Source organism: Cytobacillus sp. IB215665, assembly GCF_033963835.1.
Lineage (GTDB): Bacteria > Bacillota > Bacilli > Bacillales > SM2101 > Nanhaiella.
Map to the genome: position 1 here is coordinate 1 of NZ_JAXBME010000032.1, position 26,907 is coordinate 26,907.

Below are 26,907 nucleotides of genomic sequence, written 5' to 3' on the forward strand. Positions count from 1 at the left end.
AAAAGAAGGCCAACCAGATAATATCAATCTGGATGACCTTATAATACGAAATGGCGCCTTTCTAGAAAAAGAGCTTCATTCTTCATTGAAAGGGCCATTATTTATTATCTTAGGAATCATCAATACTAGTGTTTAAAGTAATCAGTATCGAGTTAAGAGCTTAACCACTATATGCAAAAACTTAATGTGTACGTTGTTACGAAAATCTTTTCTAAGGTTGAGGTACAATATCTTTTGTTAGATAAGCATCAAACGTAACCCCTAGATTTTCACCAACTGTAAATGGAGTCAGGTTGATTTTAAAATACCCACTAGCACCTATTTCAATATTGAAACCAACCATGGTCGTTGAAGACTGCATGTCTAGTTGCGCTACGCCATCACTATTACTAAATTGTTGATCCTTTTGTATTTGGTTTCTTACGAGACGTACATCTGCACCTTCTAAAGGCTTTCTTTGTGCCAACAAATCATCTACGGTTTTAATTCTATTTGGGGCACTTAATGAGTAAACTGTAATTTTAGTAGTGTTAGTTTGATTAAGTATTATATCAAGGTTCGGTGGCACTGAGATAATAGGTGTTGTGAAGTTCAATGTAACCGTAACACCTTCCATATCATTCGTAGCAAAGCTAGTTCCACTAGGGGGATGAAATGTGGGAAAAGTAGTTACTGTATTCACACTTTGACCGAGACCGTTGGCAGTAGCTCGTCCAAATCCATTGGAATTAGTTGTTAATGAATTTATCGAAACCGAAGGGTTATCTGTCGTAGTCACCACTTGAACCCCTTGAAGAGGCATAAGGTTGCCCTTATTATCTTTTCCAAAAGTATAGACTTGTAGAGCATCTGACATAATTTCACCTCATTTCTTTTAAAATTGTACAAATAATAATGAAGGTATTTCACCTAATATTTTTACATATTAAACGATGTAATAAATATTACAACTGAGACCCATGACATATTTTAAGAAACTAGTAAAATGACCTGGATCGATAGAGTGGGTCAAAATGGTGAAATATAATATTGTGATCGATGTAATAAATTCTACTCTTTTACAGTATATGTTGGATTAGCTTTCTCGTTCGGGAAAATTGGTAATTATATCGCAGAACGTAACATTCTACTTGAAAACACATAAAAATAAGTCAATTATCTTCAGCAAATCACGTCAAATTTGAGATAGGCTTCATTTTCATGGAGCGGAATACAGTCCTTTTTTGTTTGTGAAAAAGGATAGAGCTGACTATCGAAAAATTAGATTTACAGAAATGTAATAATTTGATAATATATCCTGAGGAAAATATTAGGAGGATGGTAATGATGTCAAAGGGACTTATCGGAAAAATCCTCATACTTTTAGGATGGATCATAATTGGCATAAAGGCTGTATATTTTCAAGAAGATGTATTCCGTTATATTTTTATTGGGGTTGCAATAGTGATGTTTATTATGGGAGGTATACTTATTCCAACTTACTCAAATAAAAAAGAAGATATATAAACGAAGCTAATAGTTGTTTCAAAATATTACAACCGCAGTAGAAAGCAGAAAGAGCAGAAGGAGTAAAGTCTATTAGAGAAAGCTTTCTTTATGACTATTATTTTCTTTGACTCGAATGATGTCATAATTTACTTAAGAAGATATTTCCAACTATTAATATATTGAAAGGAGAAATGTTATGGTTAGCATTGGGAGTTTGTTAGCTTTTGCATTGGTTTCACTTGGTATTGTATGTTCTCCGGGACCTAACATGATTTATCTTATTTCTCGTTCTATTACTCAAGGACGAATTGCAGGAATCATCTCTCTTTTAGGTGTTATGCTTGGATTTGTGATTTACTTATTTGCGACATTACTCGGACTTGCTTCATTATTTAATGCAGTTCCCTTTATTTATGAATTAGTGAAATGGGCTGGTGTTGCTTACCTACTTTGGCTTGCTTGGAATTCATTTAATTCAAAGACTTCAATTTTAACCCCGCAAACTCTTTCCATTGAGTCCCCGAGAAAATTGTTTCTAATGGGGTTCATGACTAATTTACTAAATCCTAAGATTGCAATTTTGTATGTATCTTTACTTCCTCAATTTCAAGATCCAGCACAAGGTTCATTACTTCTCCAAGGTGCTACTCTAGGTCTTACGCAACTTATAATTAGTTTTATCGTTAATCTGCTCATTGTTCTAACAGCTAGTAAAATATCTATATGGTTTTCAACACGTCCTACATGGCAAAAGATTCAACGTTGGTTCATGGGGAGTGTATTGACTGGTTTAGCAGGACACCTAGCTTTTGAACGAGTAGATAAATAAATAGTTGTTATTAGACAATAAGTACTTTTCTGTAATATATCAGAAAAGTGCTATTTTCGAACTTGTCAAAATACCAACAATTACTAATTACTATTAAGCTTTCAACTGTAAGAGAAGCGAGGGTAATGTAATATTGTTCTTATTGTTTATGTATTCATTTACGTATTACTGCCTGGTTTCATAAAAATGTAGACAAACAATGTGATAGTGTGCTAACTAATATCAAACTACATTAAATTATTTAATTTATAGGACTAAAAAAGGAGGAAGACATGATGCACTCGAAATTGTACTTTGCTGTACCCGTATATATGGAGAAAAACTCAGATGTAGCAATCCCTATTTCTTATGATTACTGGATACCTCTAGTTAGATACTTTTCAGCACAAAGTAATACGGTTGAAATACATTGTTGGAATGTGGAAAAGAAAACTATAAAGGAATTGGTATCAAATAAAGGTACATATATAAAACACGTACTAGACGAGATCACCATTTTACAAACTGAATTACATCCCCATATGGTAAACTATCTGTTATCCAATTACTTGGATAACATGGGAAGAGTGAAATGGTTTTCTCTCTTTTTTTATAAAGATGAAACTAAGTGCTTTAACTTAGGACATTGGGGAACGGAATTTTTTGTTCATAGATCAAACGAAGAAGAAGTGCATAAACTCCGTACAATTATGCCAAATGATACTATTTTTCATGAAAACATATAAAAGATTTGCGGATTAAACCACTTTATACTGACTCTACATAAGCTATGTGTTTCAGTGTAGTAATTCAACTAACTAGAAATTATGGTGTATAGAGTATGAAGAGTTGGAATTTATTAAGAGACAGTAGTGAATATTATTTCGTAAACTTTTACTCACGTACATTAAATCTTATTGGTGGTGTATACAAGCGGTTTTCTGAAAAAATCTAATACGTATTAAAAAATGAATTTATGAACTTGTTTTAAAGTATCGCTCTAAAAGAAAGTGTGTTAATATTTAGTTGTCTAAATATTACGAATACTAATTAGGCAATATTTTGTTAAGGAGGTAGATATTATGACTAACAAAAAATATATCGACGTAAAAAATACTATGGGGAATACGTCTAATTAACTAATATAGCGTTTCCCCAAATTTGAAAGGGGAAAATCACTTGAAACAAATATTATTAATTATTGATGCTCAACAAGAACTAATTGATGGGAATCAAGAAGAAAGTGCGGTTTTTAATAAAAAACAACTTATTAGCAATATCAATTTAGTCATTGAAAAAGCAATAATGTCCGGTGTTCCAGTAATCTTTGTAAGGGATCAGGATGTTGCTGAAGGTAAAGGAAAAGGATTTCAAATTCACGATGATATTAATGTACCTGCGAATGCAAAGATTTTCGATAAAGCTGCTACGAATGCATTTCATAGGACAGGACTTTTAAATCATTTAAGGTCTCAAGAAATTGAGCATGTTGTTATTATGGGCTGTGCAACACAGTACTGTATAGATAGTGCTGTAAGAACAGCAACTATTAGTGGTTTGGATGTCACATTAGTCGGTGACGGACATTCAACAACGGATAGTGATGTTTTAAGAGCAGAACATATTATAAATCACCATAATAAAACTCTGCATGGCCATTACAATGTTGAACACTTTTCAATGGTTAGAAATGCTGAAGAAGACTTATTTCAACCAACGCATGATTCATACAGATAAATAAAAAATTGCTACACACATATGTAATAAAAATGATATAAACTTATAACAAATGCTCATTTGAATCAAAGTTTGTACCATTTTGAATAAAATAACGTATACATCCACATAAAAAGAGCCTTTTTGATCAATTAGTATCAAAATGGGTTCTTTTTGTTATTTAAATACTAATTGATTATTGAGTTGATCAGTTTTTGAAGTAAATGTTATTCCACAAGTATGGTACTTGAATTAGATATACGAGTTTTAACAACTTTACTATTATATTTTTAATGCTGTAAAACATCTTATATGTAAGTAATTATATTAACCTCGTAAATGAATTTAGACGAGGTTAATAATTGTATTGGAGGAACGAAATTTAACAACTACCGCTATTCAATAATATGAGTATTCATTAAGGAACACTACACGTATCAATTTGTTCATATAGGTGAATCTCACTTATATTGCAGGTGAAGTTCATACCTTTTAAACGCTTAAGAGGAGACGTTTAAAAGGTATGAACATGTGAAAATACTATTTATTCAAGTCGTAACATATCAAGTACTTTGGAAATGTGTTGCGATGTATATATATCAGCTCCACCTAGTCGATCAATCCATCTAGGAAGAAGATCGTCATTAGCTACTTTAATTACTTCATTATAATAAACATCCATGACATACCAAGGGTTCTCAAAACCTACTCTTTGACCAATTTCAAATTGACTTACCTCTTGCATAGCAAGTTTAGTAGTTTCAATTATATCTTCGATGTATTCTATTTGAGTTTCTACATCCTCACGTGTGCCTAAGCGAGTAACGTGACCAGAAACTAATGTGTCAAAGTCATATTCTAATATTTTGTAATGCGCATCTATCCACCCAGGAATATTATCAGAAAGAGCTAAATAACGAAACGGTACCCAGCCTGGGAAAACGATATCTACAGCCATTAAAACTTTTTGGTCTGGTACAGAAATAAATATATTTCCTTCTTGATGATTATCTCCTATGTAATCTAACTGAAGCTTCTTGTCTCCAATTGATAACACTTTTTTATCGCCTTTAAAAGTTTGTGTAGGGATAGGGCGGTTAGGGTCTTGTCTTTCTTCTAATATGTTTGCTGTTTCTTCATGCGCAATAATCTTTACATCATCAGGGAACATTGACGCAGCGCCAATATGATCTTGGTGTGCATGACTATAAATGACATATTTTATCGGTTCATCCGTTACTTCTTTGATCGCTTCTAAATACTTATCTCCCAGTGTAGTTGGGGCATCCACTGCTATAACTCCTTTTCCGGTAGTCATAAACATCGTAGTGAAAATACCATCCATTACAGCATAAATTCCATCTCCTATTTCCTCAACTAGATACCCTTTATCCATAGGGATCATAGCTCCTTTTGCATTATCAGGAAGTGGGGCTGGATATAACTCACTATCTTCATTTTCGGAACTTTCATCTTGAATTAGTTTTTCATTGTTGTCATTAAGCCCAGCTGCAAAAGAGCTTCCGATTATACCAAACATTAACAAAAGTGAGAGTAAAGTAACTAAATAATTTTTTTTCATAATTTACAGCACCTTTCTGTAGTTGAATTTAAATTTATATTGATAACTGGCCAGTTATACAATAAAAAGATTATTTATCCTAATTTTATATATTATAAATTTATATATTCTAATATTATTTATCTCGAAACTAGTATAATTCATATAATAGATGATGATAAACATTTTGTCAATATTTAAGTATAGGGGCTTATATGTAGTGATATGTGTATCAGTAAGAAGAATTTCTCTTGAATGGGTTAAACCGATAAAATATTTTGGGGCATGCAGGCTGATTCAGTAAAAAATCAAGATTTTATTCATGAAAGCTTCTTTAGGAGTTACTACACAAATTGTTAAATTAATAATTGAACTAGCTTCTAGAACTCTAGTTGTGTACATATTTTATTTCTTAATACGAAAAACAAAATCAATGCGAATTCAAATGATAAAAGGTATTCGCTCTTCAATAAAATGGTGTTAATCCGAAATAAGACATGGATTTTTTTATTTAAGTGAAATATTTGGTAAAAAAAGATTGCCGAAGTATTAAACATTTGAAATAATTGGTCTTAAGTTAAAGGGCAGAGTTTCGAATAAGGTAGATGTTTTAAAGAGTGAAGTTATAATTATACAAACCTATTACTAGTAGAGAGGTAAATATATGAAGAAGGTTCTCGACTTTATTAAGAACATGTTTTTAGATGTGTTTGCGTCAGTCAGTGGATTTTTTTATGGGTTCATAGTAGTAAGTTTAGGAATTGTTGTTATTACAGCAATAATTTATTTGTTTTTATTCACAAAGAATTTAATTATGTAAAAGGATACATTAACAGGCTGTTATCTTCAATATATTGAAATAAGTGAATAACTAAACTAATACATACTAAAAGGTTGAAAAAATGAAAATATATGAAACTGAACGTTTAGTTCTAAGACAAATAGATAAAACCTTCGTCGAGGAAGTACTTGCATATTATCAAAGGAATAAGGACTTCTTAGCAGAGTGGGAGGCACAAAGACCTTCGGATTTTTATACTCTAGAGATTCAAGAAAATAATATAACAAAAGACCTCGAATCTTATAGTGAGGGAACTTCTTTTAAGTTATGGATATTTAAAAAAGCAGGTCAAGACCATACTAGGATTATAGGCTGTATTTCTTTTAGTCTAATTGTTCAAGGGATACTGCAGTCTTGTATTCTTGGCTACAAGTTAGATAAGGATGAGTTAAATAAAGGGTTTATTACTGAAGCTTTAGAAAAGGCCATTAAAGTAATGTTCCAAGACTTTGGCTTACACCGTATTGAAGCACCTATTATCCCAAGAAATAAAGGATCTATTCAAGTAGTAAAGAAATTAGGCTTTGAATATGAAGGTTTATCTCGAAAAATGATAAAAGTAAATGGTGTTTGGGAAGACCATATGCGCTGGGCATTAGTAAACGAATAACGGGAAATTCTGATTGGATCAACAGAGATAGGAAAGCTAATTAATCTACAAAACGACTCAAAAGAATTGAACAATGATGGACTGTTGATCAGTCTATTTTTTTGAGCTTTAATCAATCAAAAGGAAGCGTTGAATAAGAAAAAACAATTGGCCCCTTTAACAAATAACGAGTTGGTGTAATATTGTAATTAGAGAAAATTCTAGGAGGTATATGATGACTGAAGATTTTTATTGCGATGAGGTATTAAGTGGCAAAACTCTCGTAAATAAAGTATTGGAAACTAATAATGTTCTAGCTTATTATCATACAAGACCTTTTTATCCTATACATATAGTAGCCATACCAAAAAGGCACATCTCTTCTTTAATTACATTAGAAGAAAATGATAATGAATTATTACTTGAACTGTTCGATGTAATAAAACAGGTTGCTTCGAAAGTTACTGAGGAACATGGTGCTTGCAGAGTAATGACTAACCTAGGAGATTACCAAGATTCTAAGCATCTTCATTGGCACATAATATCTGGAGATCCTATAAAATAGAGTACGCTAAAATGGGTAAATGGGGCTAAGGTATAGTAAACACAAATAACATATTGATGCATTGAAAACATAATAGAAATGATATCTATCAAAATTCAAATAAAAAACTATGCCTTGAAATATATATAAGCATAGTTTTTTTATTTCTATATACAAGTCCAAGCTATTCTCTCATTAATGAATATTATGAACTATAAAGATTGAAGGAGGTGTATAAATGGTCAAAGGAAAAGTACGAACTACTGGTGTCTTGTACCGAGAAGTCGGTGCTGATAATGGACATACAGAAATTCTAAATCGTGGTGAAGAAGAATGTACAATTAAAGCTACAGCATTTGATTGGGAAGAATTAAATAATCCAATAATAATTAATGAAGAGATAATAATGATTCCTCCAGGAACTCGTAGAACATTTGATTTTGATATGACTCGACACGCTGAACTCGTGATCGAAACGGAGAATAAATGTAAATGTATGTGTGTATTTGCAAACCTGTATTTTCGTGACAAAGATAACTGTACGGTAGGTACACCTATATATAACAATGATTTTGTAGAAATACCATGTGATTGTTACTGACCAGAACGTTATTATTAATAACCTTATAAATAGGCTCTTTTCGTAAAATTTGCAATTGACCTCATTTTAAATATGAAAAGATGCTACGAATACTTGGTTTATACGTATTTAGTTCTTAGTATGAAAAGCAACAATCAATGCGAAAACAGCCTATAAATATGTAAACTCTCTCTGTTTCTTCGTGAAGAGAGGAAACAGGGAGAGAGTGTGATAATTTTATGATGTACTTTATATTAGGTATATCATTATAGTTTTAAGCTTGTATTTATGTGATAGGTCAAATAAATCATATTTAAGAAACTTATAATTAGTGAGTAAGAAAGTTCCATTTTTTCATATGTAAAAAAATGAAACTGTTAATATTTTGCATAATCAGGTTAGGATTCTTCTAACACCTATGGGAGTGGCAGTTACACAGCTATCTACTAATGTAAAGAAATAATTACCTACACAACAGCTATCAACCCCATTACCATTACATATAATTTCTATTTGAGTTACATTCTTAAATACGAAACTCTTACTATTCCCTCTCCCTATAGGATCTGGGTTACATGGTCTCCCAATACTAAAAGGGATGTCGTTTCCATTTGAGGTAACAACTACATTGACTCCACAATCAGATTCACCAGCTACTTCGATACTGCCATTCAAAGTTGGTGCAATCCCTTCATTTATAAAGAAAACCGTCTCCTGCTGCCCGCAAGATAAATTAAAATTACCAAAGAATTCTCCAGCTGAAACGGGACAATTACAGCATGCAGCACTTGTCTCTTTGGTGACACTTTTTCCACAACATGGTGTAGTCTTATATGTGCTCATTATGTCAACTCTATTCTATACTTGATTTTATGAAACATTATATGCCTTAATATAGAGGGTTGTGTGAGAAATGAGCATAAAAACCATAGATGGTGAGTGATTGAAGAAGTATATACCGCTTAGACTGTAGACAAAAACCTACTAGATTTGTTGTGGATGAAGTGTGATTTGCAAGTGGGGTAGTTAGCAAAATAAAATAGAGTGTCCTAAATTGACATCAAAATAAGTATAAACTATAATCGTTATTAAAGACCTTTTAAGTCTGTAATTATTGTTAAAGTGAGGTTGTAAAATGAAATTTTCAAAAGCAACAAGTCACGCTTTGCATACGATGTTATACTTAGCCACAATAAATGCTAATAAACCTGTTGGAGTACAAGTTCTTGCCGAAAAATTAAATGTTTCACCGACATATTTATCAAAAATATTAACGAAACTTGTTAAAGAAGGCATGGTTACTTCTGCATCAGGAGCTAATGGAGGATATTCATTGTCTCATGGGTGGGAATCAATTTCTTTTCTCGATATAATTGATGCAATTGAAGGAAGGTCTTCATTATTTGATTGTTACGATCATGGACCTGAATGTCCTATACAAAAAGTCATGTTAAGTTCAGAAGAAAAAATGGAAGAAGAATTAAGAAAGCGTAAAATTTCTGACTTAATTAAATAAAGGCTCTTTTCATAAACTTTGTTGCTATTGTTTCTAAAAGAAGAAAAGATGTAGTATTACTCAACAGTCATCGTTTTAGAAGAAAGTGCTAAGAAAACTAGTTTTATAAGTGTTTATTTTGTTGTACAAAAACAACATTCTATACGAAAGCAGCTTAAATAAAACAACAGTCAACGTTGTTTTATAATCTAATCACAGATATAAAATGTCTTTAATGTCATTGAATTTAAAGTTAAATGGAAGGAGTAATCATAATTGACAAGCGACTTATTTAATCAGAAAACATGGAGTCTGCTTGGGAAAATGATCCTAATACAAATGTGAAAATAATGCAAAGATTGGTGCAGGTGGGTTCTTATAATACAGAAGGCTTCAGAAAATGGGCTAAGTCTTATGATGAAATGTCGTTCAGTGATGAAGGTAGACAACGAAGCAATAGAATTTTAACATGGATTGAACAACAAGGTGTTAGCTTTGAGGGGATATCTGTGTTAGACATAGGAGCAGCATCTGGTGTGTTTAGCATCTCTATTGCAAGAAAAGGAGCAGAGGTTACAGCTATCGAACCTTCTTCAGACTTAGATACTATGTTAGCGGAACATGCAAAAAAACATTCTGTTCAAGTAAATATCATTCAAAAGCCATTTGAAGATTTTGTGGAAGACAATAATAAGCAATCCTTTGATCTCGTCTTTTCATCTATGTGTCCGGCTATAAGCAATTGGAATATAGTTGAAAAAGCACTCGGGTTTGCGAAGAAATATTGTTATATAAGTGGGATGTCTAGTAGAAAAGAAAATCATTTAATGGATGAACTATTACCAATTATAGGGGTAGAGTCGCAAGGAATTGATTCCTCTGATATGGCATATCTTTTACAACTACTTTTTCTAAAAGGTTACTCTTATCAATCTTTAATTGAAAGACATTTGAAAATTGTGGACATAGATATCGAAAACGTCGTAACTAAATTAACAGAATGGTTTGTTGAATACCGAATCCCCTTAGAAGATAAGCTACTAAAAAAATCCGAAGAATATTTACGTGAAACATATACAGGTAAAATCCCTTTAAGAATGGGAGGAAGATTTGGAAAGGTACTTGTTCAACTTTAACTTAATTACCGATATAAAAGGTCTTTAATAATTGTTATAAATATAAAAACAGATAAGGATGGTTCAAATGAATATTTTTGATTGTATTGTTATCGGTGGAGGAGCTGCTGGGTTAAGTACTAGTTTAACTTTAGGAAGGGCAAGAAGAAATATTGGTTTGTTTGATGATGGAACCAATAGGAATAGAGTCACTCAAGAATCACATGGGTTTATAACTAGAGACGGAACGAAACCACATGAATTTAGAGAAATAGGGTTAAAAGAATTAGAGAAGTATCCTGCAATATCTTACTTTAATACAAAGATTACTGAGATAACTAAAGGTAAAGATAATGAAAGATTTACTGTTAGCACCGAAGATGATAAAGAATTTATTGCGGAAAAAATCGTCTTAGCCACTGGTGTTCAAGAAGTATTTCCTATACCATCTGTTAGAGATTATTATGGTAAAAGCATTTTTAGTTGCCCATATTGTGATGGCTGGGAGATGAGAGAAAAGCCACTCGTTATTATTGCAGAAGATGAAGAATATATGCTTCATATGACTAAATTAGTTTACAACTGGTCTAAGGATTTAGTGCTCATAACAAATGGCGTTGAAATAAGTGAAGGTGGAGCCTTAGAACTGCAAAAGCGCCATATACCAATAAAGATGGAGCCAGTTAAAAAATTAATAGGTGCTGATGGGCATTTACATGAAATAGAATTTGAATCAGGAGAAACGATAGCAAGATCAGGAGGATTTGTTGTACCAAGGTTTTATCGCCCCATTACATTTGTTGAACAGCTAGGTTGTGAAATAGACGAAAATGGAGTTGTTGTAACAGATGGAATGGGAAGGACAACTCAAAAAAACATCTATATAGCTGGGGAAACCGAAAAATTGGTCCCGTCATCACTATTGATTTCGGCAGCAGAAGGAAATAAAGCTGCTATTGCTGTAAATACTGATTTTACTATGGAACGTTTTTGAGTATTTTAGAAATTTACAGTCGAAGTGAAAAGAGTGCTCTCCTTTCTAGTTATTATAGGCTCTTTTCGTATACTTTGTTGCTATAGTTTTTAAACTAGATAACAATGTCGTTTCACGCAGCATTCATCGTTTTATAGAAGAAAAGATGGTACCAAATTTAGTTATATACATGTTTATTATTTAGTTCGCGAAACAGCCTTATGGTTGTTTTTGCTTTTCATTATGATTGAGCTAATTAAACTCAGAATAGTAATGGATAAAAGCTGTTGGTTCGGTTTAGATGACGTACTACCTAACCTTTATGGGGGTGAAAATTTGTGTTTGATAGAGCAAATGAAGGAGGTTCATTTCAGTCATAAGTATGAGAGAAAAACAAATCTTTTGCTCGGTTTCAGAAAATGGGTATCAGCCTATACTTAAAGTATCAAAACTAAAGGGTGATAACATTGTTAAAAGGTATATTGAAACGCAAGCGAAAAAATTCATCTAATGTAGATATATTTAAAGAAATTGAAGAAAGAAAGCAAGAGCTTTTAATGAAATATTACGTAAATATTTGATTATAAAAAGCAGCCCCACATACTTAGTAGGGCTGTTTTTTGAGTCAATATTTTGATTGACTTTTAAAACTTATACCAAATGAACCTTGATAACAGCTAATATTGAAGATGCAGATAAGCTACTAAAAGTTGTACGAGGGGAAAGGGCTAAAAAATACAACTTAGCCATATATATGTACCTCCCTGTTCCGTTCATGAAAGGAGGGTGATCAGGGAGGTTGGCAGAAGGATCTTATAAATTATAGTATGCCATTTATGTGTTATGAGCGTGTATTTGTGTACTAGGTAATTTTCATTAATTTTTGCTTTTATTGATCTTTTTCGTACTATAACAGCCCTTATTTAGCAATTGTATCTTCTGTGAAATTAAATGCCGCAGTTCTGTGATAAATCAGAAATGTGCTTTTTTCGTTATGTGGGAGAATTTTTTGATAGTAAAATTGAATAACAAAATATTATGTTATTGTTAAATAGATGAATTTTTATATATTTTTGGCAGGAGGAATGACAAAATGAATACAACACAACAAAACAGCACTGCTTGGGATAAGAAAGTAGAAGAAGGTTCTAGGTACACTAAATCTGTAAGCAGTGAAATGATAGAAAGAAGTAGAAATGATGAATGGGAGATCACAGTGACAACCGAAAAACCTGTCCCGAGAAATTGGTTTCCTTATTCGTTAAAGGGTCTAAAAATACTTTGCCTTGCTTCTGGTGGGGGGCAACAGGCTCCTATTCTTGCTGCAGCAGGAGCAGATGTAACAGTAACTGATATATCTAAGAAACAGTTAGAACAAGATGAAAAAGTTGCTAAACGTGAAGGTTTAACGTTGAAAGCAATACAAGGAGATATGGTTGATCTTAGCAATTTTGAAGATGAATCTTTTGATATGATTATCAACCCTGTTTCAAATTTATTCGTAAAAGATGTACATCCAGTATGGAGTGAAGCATCTCGAGTATTGAAGGATAGAGGAATCTTGATCACAGGATTCACTAATCCTCTATTATGGATTTTTGATGACACTCAAGAAAGAAAAGGAATCTTAGATGTAAAACATTCTATACCTTCATCTACTCTAGATTATTTACCTGAGGATGAGGTTCAAGATTATCTCAATTCACATCAAACGATAGAATATGCTCATTCTTTGGAAGACCAAATGCAAGGTCAAATAGATGCTGGCTTTGTCATTGCAGGTTTTTATGAAGACGATTTTGGTGGAACTAGAATTTTAGATAAGTATATTAAAACTTTTATTGCTACGAGGGCGTTAAAGATAAAAGTATAATGGATAGACAACAAGATAACCCTATCTTCCGATCATAGAGCAGAAAAGCGTCTATTGTATTGCGTTCACCGGAATCTAAATGAATTGATTAGTAAGTGTAAAATAATTAAGTTTCTTTAAAAGCAAGGTTTTGTTAGTGAATTTAACATGTAGATTACAAATAAGAGTTATTAGGCTAAAGGATGTTTATATGAACAAAGAAAAAGGGGGGAAACTATGATTTTACATACAAATATTATTGGTGAAGGAGAAACATTAGTCCTTATCCACTCTGGTGGTATGACGGGATTGACCGAGTATCAGGAACAAAGTGATTACTTTACTGCTAGGAACTTTCAAGTAATTAGACCTGATTTAAGGGGGCACGGAAAGTCTGTTGGAGAAATTGATAATTATTTTAGTCGTTGTGTAAAAGATTTAAATGATACTTTAGAATCTCTAAATATTAAACAATGTCATATTGCGGGAGTATCAATAGGTGGAGTTGCAGCTTTGCTTTTTGCTAAAGAATTCCCTAATAAAGTAAGGTCTCTCAGCTATTCAGGGATATTCCCTGTTGAACCTGATAATTGGGCGGAACTTTCAAGAGAAGAAGCTGAAGGCTATGAACAATTGTTTAATAACGAAGAAGCAGTAGCATTCTTGAACGAAATTCATGGGGAAAATGATTGGAAGTCATTACTTCAATCTTTCAATGGTGATAAATTTTATCCATTTGATGAAACAGGTGATGTAGCTAATATCAAAATCCCAACTCTATGTATAGTTGGTGAAAAACAAGAGCTAGAGGTTTCTGCTGCTATCACTTACAAGCAATTAAACGCTAGTATAAATATTGCTGTTATCCCTTTTGCGGGTCACTTAGTACATAGAGAGCAACCTGATTTATATTCTCAAATATTACATACGTTTATAAAAAATTCTGTAGAGTTGTAATAATAATAGAAATTACTCTCTAGTTTTAAGTCGGTTATTATGAAAAAAATTGTTGGAAATTTGTAAAGCACTAATTAATGACCAGTTACAAAATCTCAATTTGAACAACCTGGCGTAAATCTGAAATAAAGATGAGCGCCCTTTTGTTATTTTTGCATAGGTTATTGTTTTTCGTACCAACCATAAACACGTATATAACTAGATTTCGTGACATCTTTTCTTCTGTAAAACGATATGTTTATCTCCTAGTTTAGGAAAAGCGCTTTTTCATTCACGGGATATATATATTGTAAAAGGGATTGTCTAGACGTTGAATATTTGAAATAATTGGTATTAAGGTAAATGGCAGGATTGCTTAAATAATAGAAATGGTGGTTGAAATGATAACATTTGAAACGAATGACATAAGTAAATGGCAGATTGAACTTGAGATTATGAATTCAAATTCTGATTATAACCTTATGTCTAAAAATAAAAACACAATTAATATTGAAGATATACAGTCAGAGTATGAAGAGTCTAAAAAGTTGAATACCACACGGCTTTTAATCAAAAAGAATAAAAGTTACATAGGCTTAGTAGATTACTGTCTTAATAACTCATCAGATAATACACCTTGGATAAGCTTGTTTGTCATCCATAAACAGTATCAAGGTGCAGGTAATTCGCTTGTAGCATATGAGCATATAGAAAACCTTATTAGACAGGGGCAAAAGGAAAAGTTACGTTTGGCAGTTCATAAAGAAAATAGTAGAGGGACAGATTTTTGGAGTAAATTAGGCTTCAAAAAATATAAAGAAGTAATTATTGAGGATAGGCCTCATCTCTGTTTAGAGAAAAACTTATAAAGTCTTCTTCCATAAACGTGGACAATTGCTGAACATAGTAGCTGCCATGCGGTTAATATAAGAGGAGTACAGAATGAACTTAGAGTTTTTTACAATAATCATACAGTACAGGGATTTGGGGAGGTTTTTCTAATGGAAATAAGAGAATACGACTCTAGTGATTTAGCACAACTCACAAGTTTAATGGCTGATTTAGGCTACCCTGCATCAATTGATGATATGAAAGTAAGAATGGAACGTATCGAATCCAATCCAAATTACTACACTTTTGTTGCAGAAAAGGAAAAATCTCTAGTTGGGATGATTGGAATAACAGTACATACAACATACACAAGTAACGAAGCAAAGATTCAAATAACCTCGCTCGTTACGAAGAGGCAATATCGCGGTCAAGGTATTGCAAAATCTTTGGTTAAATTTGTAGAAGACTGGTCAATAAGAAGAGGCTGTAATTTTATCTATCTTTTAAGTGGGAAAAGTGAGAAGAGAGTAATCTCTTGAAGGGTCAGCCAGTAACAACAATTCTATCGGAGGTTGTTCATCTATGCTTAGTTTCCGAATAATCATGATTAATCACCCTTAATTCATATGAAATTGTTTTAATCTACGCTGTTCTGTTGATTCGCTCAGAATACCTTAATACAAATATCTTTAAACAGAAATGTGAGAGATTGAGAGATGTCAGCGTTACAAATGCTTTACAAACCTATAGCCTGTTATTTCATAACCAAGAAATTTATACAGTTCGTGCGCTTTTTTTATGTAAATAGGGGCGAATGTTATGTAGCCGAAAGGGAACAGCAAGTTATTGGAGTTTATGTACTACTTCCAACAAGACCTGAGACAGTTGAGTTGGTGAATGTTGCAGTTGTAGAAAAGCTACATGGTACAGGTATAGGGAAGCATTTGGTAATGGATGCAATACAGGTAGCAAAAGCAAAATGTTATAAAAGGATTGAAATTGGAACTGGAAATTCAAGTATTGGTCAATTGGCTCTATACCAAAAATGTGGTTTTAGAATTAATGGTGTTGATTTGGACTTTTTTATTAAACATTATGAAGAAGAAATTTTTGAGAACGGTATACAGTGCAGAGATATGATTCGATTATCTCAAGATTTATAAGCTAAAACAAGAAAGAACTTTGTTCCACAAAATCGTACGTTTATGAAATAGCACTCTTTATTCATTGTAAAAGCAAAAAGATAAAAAATGAGGTAGTATAAATGTTTTTAGTATCTTTAAAAGTAATATGCTAGATATTTAGCAAAATGGCGAAGAAATTTGCCATTTTTTTCTTAAGCGATATTGCTGTATGAATTTATTGAAAAAAATTGTAATTTATTGCTATTCAATTCATGAAGGTTGAAGACGTAAAAGAAAAATTATCCCAAATAAAGTTATTTTTATGTAACTTGACATAAAAAGTAATAATGGTTATTATGCAAGTGATTACTTGCATAATATAAAAAGAGGAGAAACTGATGAAAGCACATATAGATACCCGTGAAAGAATTTTACAAGCGACTTTAAAACTAATTAGACAGAAAGGATTTAAAGGAGCAACTACCCGTGCAATTGCCCAAGAATCTGGTGTAAATGAAGTAACTTTATTTCGTCATTTTAAAAATAAGAAGGGAATTGTTAAAGCTGCTTTTGATAAGGTATCATATGTTCCTACCCTTTCAAGAGCGATAAAAGAAAAGGTAGAGTGGAATTTAGCAAAGGACTTATTGATGTTTTCTAAATTGTACCAACAACTGCTAAACCAAAACCGTGATTTGATAATAATTAGCTTAAAAGAAGGAGATTTATTTCCTGAACTGGAACAACAAATCGCAAACATACCACGGCAGTTGAAGGAGAATTTAATTGAATATTTTAATACAATGAGAGAAAAGGGGATGATGATTGATACAAATGTTGAAGCTCAAGCAATGGCATTAATTTGGATGAATTTTGGCTTTTTTATGTCTCAATCCAATCATGGCACCCAGGTTACCTATTTAACTGAAGAAGAATTTTTAAAGAATACTATTGATGTTTTCGCTAGAGGGTTAACACTCTAGCTGAATTTTTACCATTAAAGCAAGTATGTACTTGCATTCGTGGAAAGGGAGGGATTTTATGTTAGAGATAATTCTTATATCTATTGAACGAATATTACTTGCTGTCATTGTTGGTGGAGGGATTATTATGGCGGCATCTGTACGTCCATTGTTGTTACAACAGTTATCACACAAAGATAGACTAGAGATTGTTAACTCGATTGAGGCAATTTCTATTATGGCTTGGAATAGATATAACAAGGTTGCATTTGTAGCTACTACGATAATAATGTTTTTAGATTTAATTAGATTTGGAATTGGAATTCAATATTCTTATTGGCATTTAATATTAGTATCCATAATTCAATTGTTGTTCCTGTGGAAACTCATTGTTGACAATTCATTGAAGAAAAGGCTCATTGAAGTTGGGGAGGCTGCTGTCAATAGTTTAGAGCAAAATCATGAGCACCGACTAGTCGAGTTGTTGTCTAAAATAATTTTTGTTTCAGCAATAATTTTAATCATTTTACCATTTGAATAATAATCTCTTTAACTTACTTGCAATATCCTTATCAAAGAAAAGGTAAAAGCAGACTAACTTAAAAAATATCAAAAAAATACTTACGAGCTAATGGATGGTCGATCCATCTTACACAACATGGCTCCTTTCTTTAGGAAAGGGGGTCTCTTTTATAGATAGAAAAAAGTAGCATAAATAGATAAAATGATATTTAGGGAATTAATGGGAGGATAAATCCTATAGTATAAAAAGTTTTTAACAGAAAATAGATATTAGGGCAAAATCAACACATTCTTAATTTGCAACTAAAAGGTAGGACTTATTGATGGACAAAGAAAAATTACAACAAGAATATCAATTAGAAGGTATTCAGCATATAAGGGAATTAACGTCAGGTAATACATCAAAAACTTTCCTAATAGAAACAGAGAACAAAAAGTATATTTTAAGATCGCTTTTATCAATTGATGCAGCATGCTTTGAGTACGAGTTGCATTCGCATATACAGTCTCGCTCTAATGTTGCAATTGTCCCAAATATTCTCCAAACAATTGATGGAAAAGCATGGATTGATCTACATGGGGAGGTCTACCATCTACAATCTTATTGTTCACCAAGTTCAGTGAAACCAACTATACAACAATGGACACAGAAACTTGTTTTGTTAAGGAAAGCGCTACTAGGTTTTGAGTGGGATGAAAAAAGAAATGACAGATTTAACTTAACTACAACTTGGAATAACCTTCGAGATGAATGGTATAACGTGAAAAAAGGAGTAGTGACATTTAACATGGATACAATGATAAATCATTTGAGCCGTATAGACCAAGATGATAGCTCGTGGATCCATGGGGATTTAGGTAGTTGGAATACAATATATAATGATAAAACTAATGAATACTTTTTTATTGATTTTGGCGAATCAAGAAGAGGTAATCATTACTTTGATATTGCAGCGCTATTAACTTCCCAAGCTCCACATACTTCTTGTTCAAACGATATGAAATCTTATATAAAGAGTTTTACAATCGAATATATGAAATATGATTACATTAATATAAAACAATTAAGTGAGTTTGTCCAACTTTGGTTTATTAGGGGAGCTTTAACAGCTTTTGCGCAAAATACAATGTCCCCTTATTGTGATTATTTCTTAAAGATGCAAGAAATATATAGTGCCGCATTTATGGAAATATCATGAAGGGAAAATAATATTAATATTTATCATATGAACAATAAGGCACAACAATATCATGTGAGTTGACCGCTCTTCAAAGCTATTAATATATCACTCAGTATACAAGATTACATATAAAGATTTCATACTAATATTAGAAACATGGAGGGCTATAAATGCATACATATATTTACATGGTAAGACACGGGGAGTCACCAAAGGATGGAAATGAAAGAACAAGAGGGTTAACGGAAAAAGGTAAATTAGATTCTTGTCGAATAACTGAATTATTACATGGAGAAGGGATCGAGGTTTTCGTTTCAAGTCCATATCAACGGGCAATTTTAACGATAGAAGAACTAGCTCAACGCTCGGGACAAAAAGTAATAGTATTTGAAGATCTTAAAGAAAGGATTTTCATCAATGGAAACAAGAGAATATCTGATGAGGAATTATTACCTCTACTGAATAAGTCATACTCTAATCCTGATTTTGCTTTACCGGGAGGGGAGTCTAATTCAATTTGTCAAAATCGAGCTATAAAGGTCTTGAATAAATTATTGGAAGAGAACAAAGGGCAAAAAATAGCATTAGGTACTCATGGAGCAGTAATGGCTTTGATGATGGAGTATTATGACAGTAAATACGATTTGAACTTTTTGTTGGGTACCTCAAAACCAGATGTATACAAAATGGAGTTTAATCGTCAAACATTAATAGATGTAACAAGATTATGGAGTACATAAAATCCCATTAAGATGGAGTAGGTTGGTATGTACAAACCCTAGCTTAAATATTGTCTGTGTTCAACCTTTCTTAACAGAATGAAAGAATTACTTGTTGACTAGCAACTCTCTATTTGAATATACATACTTTGATAAGATTACTGTTTACATAATAATATAGGTAAGGAGTAAATTGATGTGAAAATAGGACAATTTGCGAATGAAAATAACATAAGCATTGATACGGTAAGACATTATATGGATATGGGATTGATTGCACCTGAAAAAACTACTGGTCAATATCAATTTGGGGAGAGATGTCAAGAGGACTTAAAAGATATAATTTACTTAAAAAATTTAGGATTCAAATTAAGTGAAATTAAAACTATATATCAATATAGAAGGATCGGTAAACTTTCATCACTTCAATATAATCAATATTATAAAAGGTTATTTGAAGAAAAATTTGTAGAGATTGATAATAAAATAATTGAATATGAAAAAATAAAAAGTAATTTACAAGCTGAAATTGACCATTTTGATACTACAAAGAACCAGGTAATAAAGCAAATGGGTATGAAGTTATCTGCAGCATCGTTATTGGAATGTAATGAATGCCAACAAGAAATAAATATAATTGACGGAGATATACAGAACAATCAAATCTTAAACGGTGTACTACAATGTAACTGTAATGAACAATACCTAATAAAGGATGGTATTTTATTTACTTCCACTACAATCAAAGATTCTTATAAACTTCGAGATCAAAAAAAAGTAATTAATGAATTTAGTGATTTTATGTATGATTACATAAAGGAAACAGATGAACAGTTTATAGATAACGTATATAAATCTCTAGATTGGTCTTATAGTAGGGTCGACTTCGAACAGCTTCAATATAAAAATATTTTACATCTGGGAACTGGAATAGGAACTTCCTTAAGGTATATATATGAATCACTACCACAGGATTGTTTATATATAGCATTAGAGCCAAATTATAAAAAGATGCAGGTTCTAAAGAGCATCCTTGAATCCTATGAAACTCAAAAGAATATACTATTTATATGCTCTGACTTTTTAAATATACCAATTAAACAACATTCGATCGATTTTTTAATTGATACTGGTACATCAACTTATAGTCTTAACCACGAGGAATTTTTACTTCAAAAGGTGCAGGGGTATTTAAAAGAACACAGTCATTTAATGGGAAGCTATGTATGTTACGAAAATTTCCATATAAACAATAACATTAACAGAGACTTCCGAAAGAACTTTCAGTTGGAAGTGATTAAAGAAAAAATAGAAAGTCTGAATTTTGAACGGAAAGAAGAAACGACTTTTACTTACATTGAAAGCCATCCTGGAAGGTATGAGTTAAACATTTTAAAAGGAGAAAAAACATATAACTATCTGTACATAGGTAAAAGATTGGGTTAACCCGATCTTTTTTTTGTATTTTAACATAAATAAATGAATTTCTTATATTGATGTGGGGTTCTCACCACCTTTTATAATAGTTAATGATCATGATCAACAATTAAGAAAATGGAGGATTAGAAATGGATCTCTTTGAATTATTAATTATTATCTTATTGTTAATTAGTATTATTGGTGTAGTGATTTACCACTTTAAGAATAAACTTATTAAATATGTATTAGTTGTCATGTCAGTTATTTTGGTGGGTGTAAATTATTTAAATGGGGGTTTTAAATGGTGGACCTTTTCAATATATATATCATTATTTTTTGTAGTTAGTATACTAAGTTATTTATTTCCAAAAATAAAATTACCAAAACCTACAGGTGAGTATAGTGTCGGTAAAATTATTGAACACTACGTTGATCAATCTAGAGAAGAAGTTTTTACGAAAAAATCTGGTGACTATAGAGAATTAATTATTCAAATGTGGTATCCAACAGATATGAAAATTACAAAAAACAATCAGGCACCATACCATCCAAACAGCTCTTACTTTATTGAAGAAATTTCAAAGTTCTTAAATATTCCAAGATTTTTATTGAATAGTGTCGATAAAATAGAAACAAATTCAATCAAGGGAGCTAGAGTTTCAAATAAAAAAAATAAATATCCAGTACTTCTATTTTCTCATGCACATGGTTCTTCAACATCATTGAACTCTTTTCAAATAGAAGAGCTTGTAAGTCATGGTTATATAGTTGTTGGTATTGAACATTCATATATTAGTTCAGGAATTATATTAAATTCTGGTCCAATAGAAAGCCAGTATTCTAGCTCTTGGGAAGCAATAGAGGATAGTGTATATACACTATCAAAAGATGCATCTTTTATACTAGATCAAATTGAAATAATTAATCATGATCACAAAATTTTGAAAGGGAAGTTTGATTTGGATCATGTAGGTTATTTTGGTCATTCATCAGGAGGTGCTTCAGTTGCTAATACACTTGCATTAGATGATCGATTTAAAGCTGGTATAAATATGGATGGATACCCCTTGGGAAATGCACATGAAATTGGCGTGGAAGAACCATTTATGTACATGAGGGCAATAGGGAGAAACTACTTGAACATGAGAAAAAATCTAATAGCTATGGGATTAGATAAGAAAAAAGCAGATAATATAGTAACTGATCATGGAAAAAGAATGAAAGATATTCCTCGTGGAGAAGGGATTGTACTTGAAGTCAATAGTGCTGAACATTTCGATTTTTCTGACGTACCTCTATGGAGTCCGGTATTTTCTATGGTTGGATTTACAGGAAAAATTAAACCTAAAAAAGCTCATAGAATAATAAATGCATATACATTAGCATTTTTTGATACTTATCTTAAAGGAACAAAAGATACAGTTTTAACCAACGATGACACTTCATATAAAGAAGCAAAGTTGCATAAAACTTTTAACGATTCGTAATATAACTATCACGGTTAGCCGTCATAAATTTAAAGCAGAATATAATTATTGACTAATCATTTACCCAATCACGTAAGGGAGCTCGAAATTGGTGATGTTGGAGTATAGGTGATGAATCAAAGAAGGCTTTAATGTCTCAAATACTAAGTTGTCCTATCACTTAAAAGAGCTTAAAGAAAATAATCTTATATACTTAGCTAGGGATGGGAAACGGTTGTTTTATGTACTAAAAGCGGAAGGTTTTGCAATATTAGCGAATTGGCTTGAAAATATCAATGTACCTCCTTCAGTTAGCAATCCCTAAATTAAACTACAATGGAAAAAAGGCAATCGAAATTCTTCTTTGCCTTTTTTCTCAGTAATAAGTAATCAGAGGCTATCGCCTTTGGTGATGGAGAGAATGATATTGATATGCTGGAGTTAGTAGGACTTGGTATAGCAATGGGAAATGGTAGTGAAAAGTTAAAGAATACTGCAGATTTTATTACGAAAAAATCCAGTGATGATGGTATTAGCTATGCACTCAAGAAATATAGCATAATTTAAATTTATATTACTAATAAGAGGCTTTTGTAGGGAACGATAAATTAAACCACCATATGGCGCAAATCTGAAAGATAGATATGCGCCTTTGTCATTTGCTAATGGTTACTTTTTGTAAATGGATATTTTTCTCATTAATACCTTGCATTACAAGTTAAGTATGCATATACTAAATATATACCTTGTAAAACAAGATAATAAGAATGGTGGAACGATAATGTCACAAACACAAATGCTGAAAGGAATCTTAGATGGTTGTCTATTGGCAATTATACATGGCAAAGAGTGCTATGGATATGAGATGGCTGAACGGTTAAGTGAGTATGGGTTTGGTGCAGTAAGTGAAGGAACAATCTATCCTTTGTTAATGAGAATGCAGCGTGAAGGCCTCGTAACCTCTGTACGTAAAAGTTCAACAGCAGGCCCAAAAAGAAAGTACTATTCACTTACAGAAAAAGGAATTAATGCTTTGGATGATTTTTTAAGTAGATGGAGTCAACTTGAGAAAAGTGTTAATGCAGTTATTAAACAAGAAACAAAAAGGAAAGGTTGAGACAATGAAACGACATCAACTATCTGATAAAAGTAAGGAATTTATTGATGATTTAAGGTTGTACTTATTTTCAAGTGGAAAAAATGATAGTGAAATTAATGAAATTGCTGAAGAGCTTGAGGTTCATCTTATTGAAGCTGAAAAGCATGGTAAGTCAATTGATCAAATAGTGGGGGCTTCACCCAAAGAATATATGAAAAATATTTCAAATGAGATGAAAACCGATTATAAGTTGTGGGCGAAATATGTTCCCCTCTTTGTTATTAGTACATTGTCATTTTCTATCTTAGGAGATTTATTTCAAGGTACATTAAGTTATAGTCTATTGCAAATCGTAGGAACAATTTTGTTTAGTTTGATGTTCGCTGGAGGAGTTTTTATAACTTTTCGCTATACTGCTAGCAATCAAGTTTCAAAGTTAACAGAATTTCTTATTTTGTTACTTCCAATTATTATTACCTTAACATTCTTTGTAGGCTTAATGGTAGTCGATACATTTTATAAAACCCCAACTATCAACTTTGATTGGTTAGGTAGTCTAGTTATTGGCTTAATTGTTCTGACTTTTTTAGTTTTATTTTCAATTTGGGCAAAGACTCCTGTTATGTTTGTTATTTTGATAGCACTTCATCTACCGACAGTTATATTATCGCTCACTACATATAGCGAAGATGTACGGTTGATTATTGGGATGGTTATAACATATTTCATAATAGGAATCTATTTGTTCTTGGAATTTAAGAAACTAAAGAGAAAAAGAATGACAGATGCTAAATAAAACTATATTCAGAGTTGATAATGGGAGCTTTCATTGAGTGGAGCTGAATATTTATGTTAATAAAATCTTACATAAAAAGACATGTTTCTAGAAGAGACATGTCTTTATTAATGCTTATTTATATAGGTTCAATTTCGTACAAATACGTCTAATTTATCATTCGTGGCATCTTTTCTACTTTTAAAAAGTTTGATTCGGCTAAAACCTCACCTTGATGCCTACTATTAATATAAGTACAACAAAGTCTACAACAAGAGCCATTTTTAGATGAAGAATGTTGAGAAAGCTATTAGTATACTAATTAATATATCTGAGATTTCTCTAAATTTTGTATTTACTTCAATTAAATGCTTTCTGTATAATTAATTTGGTAATTTGATACATATTAGTGTCAACTAAACTTCAAGCAACAAGGTTTACGAAAAGAGCCTTTTAAAAAAACGATTAACTAAACCATATTAGGGGAGAGATTATTTAAAAAATATTAGCTTTTAGTATTTTATCTAACATGAGCAATAAAGAATTTGAAAGTTACTTTAGAGATTTGTTAAAAAATTTAAAGTATGAAGATGATGAATTAAATAAAGTCAAAAAAACATTTGAATATATGAAATGAAAATTAACAGTCAATAATAGATTCTTAATCTTAGTCTGCTTTGGCTAACAGAAACTCAAATATTTTTTAATCAAAGAGGTCATTTCTTGAATTAGATTATGTACGTATAGTAGCAATAAGGGGGAGGAAAGGATTAAAAATCTAAAAATTTTGTGGGGTTGTATTGCTATCCTAATTTTTTTAAGTTTCTATTTGTTGTATCAATTATATGAAATGAATATCTCACATCAACGGAATATTGAACGTATTGAAGAGAGAATTTTTAGAACTTCCATAAAGAATATTGGTGCAAAGCAATTGTATGATATTGGTGAAACATTAGAGCTATATAATGAAGGTTTTAATGATACAGAACAAGCTTTGTTTACTAATGCACTTAACAAAGACATCAGAAAAATAAACCAGGATGGAGGCGACCTGGCGTATCTTCAACAATTAGAGGGTATAGATTTACTATATTATGAACATATTTGGCAAATTGAGAATTTACTTATTGACATAAGTTCAAGGTCAATATCTAATAATGATATTCATAGCATCGCTACTATTATGAAAAAACACAGTGACTCTTTTAGGGAAATATTTTATGAAGAAGGTATTTCACCTGAAGAATTTAACACTGAGGAAAACATAGATAGAATTACAAATATCTTGGTGCAATTAAATAAGGATATAGAAATGGTTCTTGATAGATAGTATTTAAAAATAACCCAGTTTTCTCATTGATTGTTGTTATTCTTACTAAAAAAGGTGAAGTCACAAATATCCATAGAATACTGCTTCTATTAATAACAAAATGGATATATTTTCTTTAAATGAGTGAAACTGTATAAGAAAAACCTACGTCTTCTAATGTAACAGATATAATTGGTAGTTATTTGGAATATAAGGGCTTATCTCAGGCTAGTTTTCCAATGTTTCTTCTACTAAAAAATGAATACGTTTAAAACATCATTTCGTTATGTGAAGGAGAGTTGAATATGGAGAATAAGAAAAATGAAGAGGGTGGAGCAAAATCAGATAAACTATGAAAGAACGTGATACAGTTTCTATTGAATGGGGGAAATTCTTTAAAGACCTTGATCATACCCTCGAATCAAATGGCTGGAAAGGAAGAAAGCCACAAAGGGACGATGAATAAGATAGTTGTATTAAGAAACAAATAAGTACACACTTAGAGTTCATGAATCATATCATACACATCAGTTTTAAAATGTATGTGGAAAAGGCAATAAAGCTTATGAAAAGAGCCATTAATAAACATACAGTGCACTGAAACAATAGTTTGAACCAACGTAATTACTAGTTATAATACTAAATTACTTACTTAAAAAAGTTAGGTGATTTCTTATGAAAAATGTATTATCTTCTGTATTAATAATTTCTATAGTAATAATAATGACAGGTTGTAACGTATTGGATAATACAAATACACCATCAGAGATGCTAAGTCCGATGATTTAAATAGTAATAAGCAGCCCGTTAAGTTAACTGAATTTACAACATCTGAAAGTAAAGACCTTTTAACAGAACTGATCGAATTTGAACAAAAAAATTGCGACGCATTCCCTTCAAAATCTATTTGATTTAGTGGGGGTTAGTCGCTAAGGCCTTCATTCACCTTGTTCTTCAATGTATTTTTTTATTATGTCAATGGTAGCTCCTCCTGTAGTT

Annotated in this window: 28 protein-coding genes and 1 pseudogene; 26 read left to right on the forward strand and 3 right to left on the reverse strand. The window is 31.7% G+C overall.

What is annotated here, in order from left to right; genetic code table 11:
• Positions 1 to 211: 211 nt before the first annotated feature.
• Positions 212 to 856 (reverse strand): hypothetical protein, encoded by a 645-nt coding sequence (locus tag SLH52_RS22685; protein WP_320211477.1) that lies wholly within the window; start codon positions 854 to 856, stop codon positions 212 to 214.
• A gap of 467 nt (positions 857 to 1,323) precedes the next feature.
• Between SLH52_RS22685 and SLH52_RS22690 the strand changes: the two genes are divergently transcribed.
• From SLH52_RS22690 to SLH52_RS22705, 4 genes are all read left to right on the forward strand, one after another.
• Complete coding sequence (locus SLH52_RS22690) at positions 1,324 to 1,506, forward strand: hypothetical protein (RefSeq protein WP_320211478.1); 183 nt, start codon at positions 1,324 to 1,326, stop codon at positions 1,504 to 1,506.
• Positions 1,507 to 1,684: 178 nt separating this feature from the next.
• Positions 1,685 to 2,317 (forward strand): LysE family translocator, encoded by a 633-nt coding sequence (locus tag SLH52_RS22695; RefSeq protein WP_320211479.1) that lies wholly within the window; start codon positions 1,685 to 1,687, stop codon positions 2,315 to 2,317.
• Between the two features lie 275 nt (positions 2,318 to 2,592).
• On the forward strand, positions 2,593 to 3,042 hold the full coding sequence (locus SLH52_RS22700; protein WP_320211480.1) for a hypothetical protein: 450 nt from the start codon (positions 2,593 to 2,595) through the stop codon (positions 3,040 to 3,042).
• 433 nt (positions 3,043 to 3,475) lie between these two features.
• Positions 3,476 to 4,033 (forward strand): isochorismatase family protein, encoded by a 558-nt coding sequence (locus SLH52_RS22705; RefSeq protein ID WP_320211481.1) that lies wholly within the window; start codon positions 3,476 to 3,478, stop codon positions 4,031 to 4,033.
• 523 nt (positions 4,034 to 4,556) lie between these two features.
• On the opposite strand, the gene SLH52_RS22710 is transcribed toward SLH52_RS22705, so the two are convergent.
• Positions 4,557 to 5,594: an MBL fold metallo-hydrolase gene (locus tag SLH52_RS22710; protein ID WP_320211482.1), complete on the reverse strand. Its 1,038-nt coding sequence runs from the start codon at positions 5,592 to 5,594 to the stop codon at positions 4,557 to 4,559.
• Positions 5,595 to 6,237: 643 nt separating this feature from the next.
• Here SLH52_RS22710 and SLH52_RS22715 point away from each other — a divergent pair.
• From SLH52_RS22715 to SLH52_RS22730, 4 genes are all read left to right on the forward strand, one after another.
• On the forward strand, positions 6,238 to 6,393 hold the full coding sequence (locus SLH52_RS22715) for a hypothetical protein (protein WP_320211483.1): 156 nt from the start codon (positions 6,238 to 6,240) through the stop codon (positions 6,391 to 6,393).
• 82 nt (positions 6,394 to 6,475) lie between these two features.
• Positions 6,476 to 7,024: a GNAT family protein gene (locus tag SLH52_RS22720; RefSeq protein ID WP_320211484.1), complete on the forward strand. Its 549-nt coding sequence runs from the start codon at positions 6,476 to 6,478 to the stop codon at positions 7,022 to 7,024.
• Between the two features lie 211 nt (positions 7,025 to 7,235).
• Positions 7,236 to 7,568 carry an HIT domain-containing protein gene (locus SLH52_RS22725; protein WP_320211485.1) on the forward strand — a complete coding sequence of 111 codons (333 nt, stop codon included), beginning with the start codon at positions 7,236 to 7,238 and terminating at the stop codon, positions 7,566 to 7,568.
• Positions 7,569 to 7,785: 217 nt separating this feature from the next.
• Positions 7,786 to 8,148 carry a hypothetical protein gene (locus tag SLH52_RS22730; RefSeq protein WP_320211486.1) on the forward strand — a complete coding sequence of 121 codons (363 nt, stop codon included), beginning with the start codon at positions 7,786 to 7,788 and terminating at the stop codon, positions 8,146 to 8,148.
• 372 nt (positions 8,149 to 8,520) lie between these two features.
• Here the strand turns inward: SLH52_RS22730 and SLH52_RS22735 are convergent, their stop codons facing one another.
• Positions 8,521 to 8,970 (reverse strand): S-Ena type endospore appendage, encoded by a 450-nt coding sequence (locus SLH52_RS22735; protein WP_320211487.1) that lies wholly within the window; start codon positions 8,968 to 8,970, stop codon positions 8,521 to 8,523.
• 292 nt (positions 8,971 to 9,262) lie between these two features.
• Between SLH52_RS22735 and SLH52_RS22740 the strand changes: the two genes are divergently transcribed.
• From SLH52_RS22740 to SLH52_RS22825, 18 genes and pseudogenes are all read left to right on the forward strand, one after another.
• A complete protein-coding gene (locus SLH52_RS22740; RefSeq protein WP_214483682.1) occupies positions 9,263 to 9,643 on the forward strand; it encodes an RrF2 family transcriptional regulator in 381 nt (126 codons plus the stop codon).
• Positions 9,644 to 9,927: 284 nt separating this feature from the next.
• A complete protein-coding gene (locus tag SLH52_RS22745) occupies positions 9,928 to 10,758 on the forward strand; it encodes a class I SAM-dependent methyltransferase (RefSeq protein ID WP_320211488.1) in 831 nt (276 codons plus the stop codon).
• 67 nt (positions 10,759 to 10,825) lie between these two features.
• Positions 10,826 to 11,731, forward strand: a complete 906-nt coding sequence (locus SLH52_RS22750; RefSeq protein WP_320211489.1) for an NAD(P)/FAD-dependent oxidoreductase — start codon at positions 10,826 to 10,828, stop codon at positions 11,729 to 11,731.
• 1,072 nt (positions 11,732 to 12,803) lie between these two features.
• A complete protein-coding gene (locus SLH52_RS22755) occupies positions 12,804 to 13,583 on the forward strand; it encodes a class I SAM-dependent methyltransferase (protein WP_320211490.1) in 780 nt (259 codons plus the stop codon).
• A gap of 216 nt (positions 13,584 to 13,799) precedes the next feature.
• Positions 13,800 to 14,519: an alpha/beta hydrolase gene (locus SLH52_RS22760; RefSeq protein WP_320211491.1), complete on the forward strand. Its 720-nt coding sequence runs from the start codon at positions 13,800 to 13,802 to the stop codon at positions 14,517 to 14,519.
• A 380-nt stretch (positions 14,520 to 14,899) separates the two neighbouring features.
• Positions 14,900 to 15,367, forward strand: a complete 468-nt coding sequence (locus tag SLH52_RS22765) for a GNAT family N-acetyltransferase (protein ID WP_320211492.1) — start codon at positions 14,900 to 14,902, stop codon at positions 15,365 to 15,367.
• Between the two features lie 132 nt (positions 15,368 to 15,499).
• Positions 15,500 to 15,868, forward strand: a complete 369-nt coding sequence (locus SLH52_RS22770; RefSeq protein WP_320211493.1) for a GNAT family N-acetyltransferase — start codon at positions 15,500 to 15,502, stop codon at positions 15,866 to 15,868.
• A gap of 177 nt (positions 15,869 to 16,045) precedes the next feature.
• Entirely contained in the window at positions 16,046 to 16,492 is a 447-nt protein-coding gene (locus SLH52_RS22775; RefSeq protein WP_320211494.1) for a GNAT family N-acetyltransferase, read from the forward strand.
• Between the two features lie 359 nt (positions 16,493 to 16,851).
• On the forward strand, positions 16,852 to 17,436 hold the full coding sequence (locus SLH52_RS22780) for a TetR/AcrR family transcriptional regulator (protein WP_320211495.1): 585 nt from the start codon (positions 16,852 to 16,854) through the stop codon (positions 17,434 to 17,436).
• A gap of 58 nt (positions 17,437 to 17,494) precedes the next feature.
• The gene (locus tag SLH52_RS22785; RefSeq protein WP_320211496.1) at positions 17,495 to 17,956 is read left to right on the forward strand and encodes a hypothetical protein; all 462 of its coding nucleotides are present in this window, start codon (positions 17,495 to 17,497) and stop codon (positions 17,954 to 17,956) included.
• A gap of 304 nt (positions 17,957 to 18,260) precedes the next feature.
• Positions 18,261 to 19,136: a phosphotransferase gene (locus SLH52_RS22790; protein ID WP_320211497.1), complete on the forward strand. Its 876-nt coding sequence runs from the start codon at positions 18,261 to 18,263 to the stop codon at positions 19,134 to 19,136.
• Between the two features lie 152 nt (positions 19,137 to 19,288).
• Positions 19,289 to 19,858: a histidine phosphatase family protein gene (locus tag SLH52_RS22795; RefSeq protein ID WP_320211498.1), complete on the forward strand. Its 570-nt coding sequence runs from the start codon at positions 19,289 to 19,291 to the stop codon at positions 19,856 to 19,858.
• A gap of 177 nt (positions 19,859 to 20,035) precedes the next feature.
• Positions 20,036 to 21,283, forward strand: coding sequence for a MerR family transcriptional regulator (locus SLH52_RS22800; protein WP_320211499.1), 1,248 nt, complete (start codon positions 20,036 to 20,038; stop codon positions 21,281 to 21,283).
• 122 nt (positions 21,284 to 21,405) lie between these two features.
• Positions 21,406 to 22,743 carry a hypothetical protein gene (locus SLH52_RS22805; RefSeq protein ID WP_320211500.1) on the forward strand — a complete coding sequence of 446 codons (1,338 nt, stop codon included), beginning with the start codon at positions 21,406 to 21,408 and terminating at the stop codon, positions 22,741 to 22,743.
• Positions 22,744 to 23,112: 369 nt separating this feature from the next.
• Positions 23,113 to 23,289 (forward strand): annotated as a pseudogene (locus tag SLH52_RS22810) (HAD hydrolase family protein); the annotation flags it as partial.
• A 214-nt stretch (positions 23,290 to 23,503) separates the two neighbouring features.
• Positions 23,504 to 23,839, forward strand: a complete 336-nt coding sequence (locus SLH52_RS22815; RefSeq protein ID WP_320211501.1) for a PadR family transcriptional regulator — start codon at positions 23,504 to 23,506, stop codon at positions 23,837 to 23,839.
• Between the two features lie 4 nt (positions 23,840 to 23,843).
• The gene (locus SLH52_RS22820; RefSeq protein WP_320211502.1) at positions 23,844 to 24,617 is read left to right on the forward strand and encodes a DUF1129 family protein; all 774 of its coding nucleotides are present in this window, start codon (positions 23,844 to 23,846) and stop codon (positions 24,615 to 24,617) included.
• A gap of 811 nt (positions 24,618 to 25,428) precedes the next feature.
• A complete protein-coding gene (locus SLH52_RS22825; RefSeq protein WP_320211503.1) occupies positions 25,429 to 25,929 on the forward strand; it encodes a hypothetical protein in 501 nt (166 codons plus the stop codon).
• Positions 25,930 to 26,907: the final 978 nt, after the last annotated feature.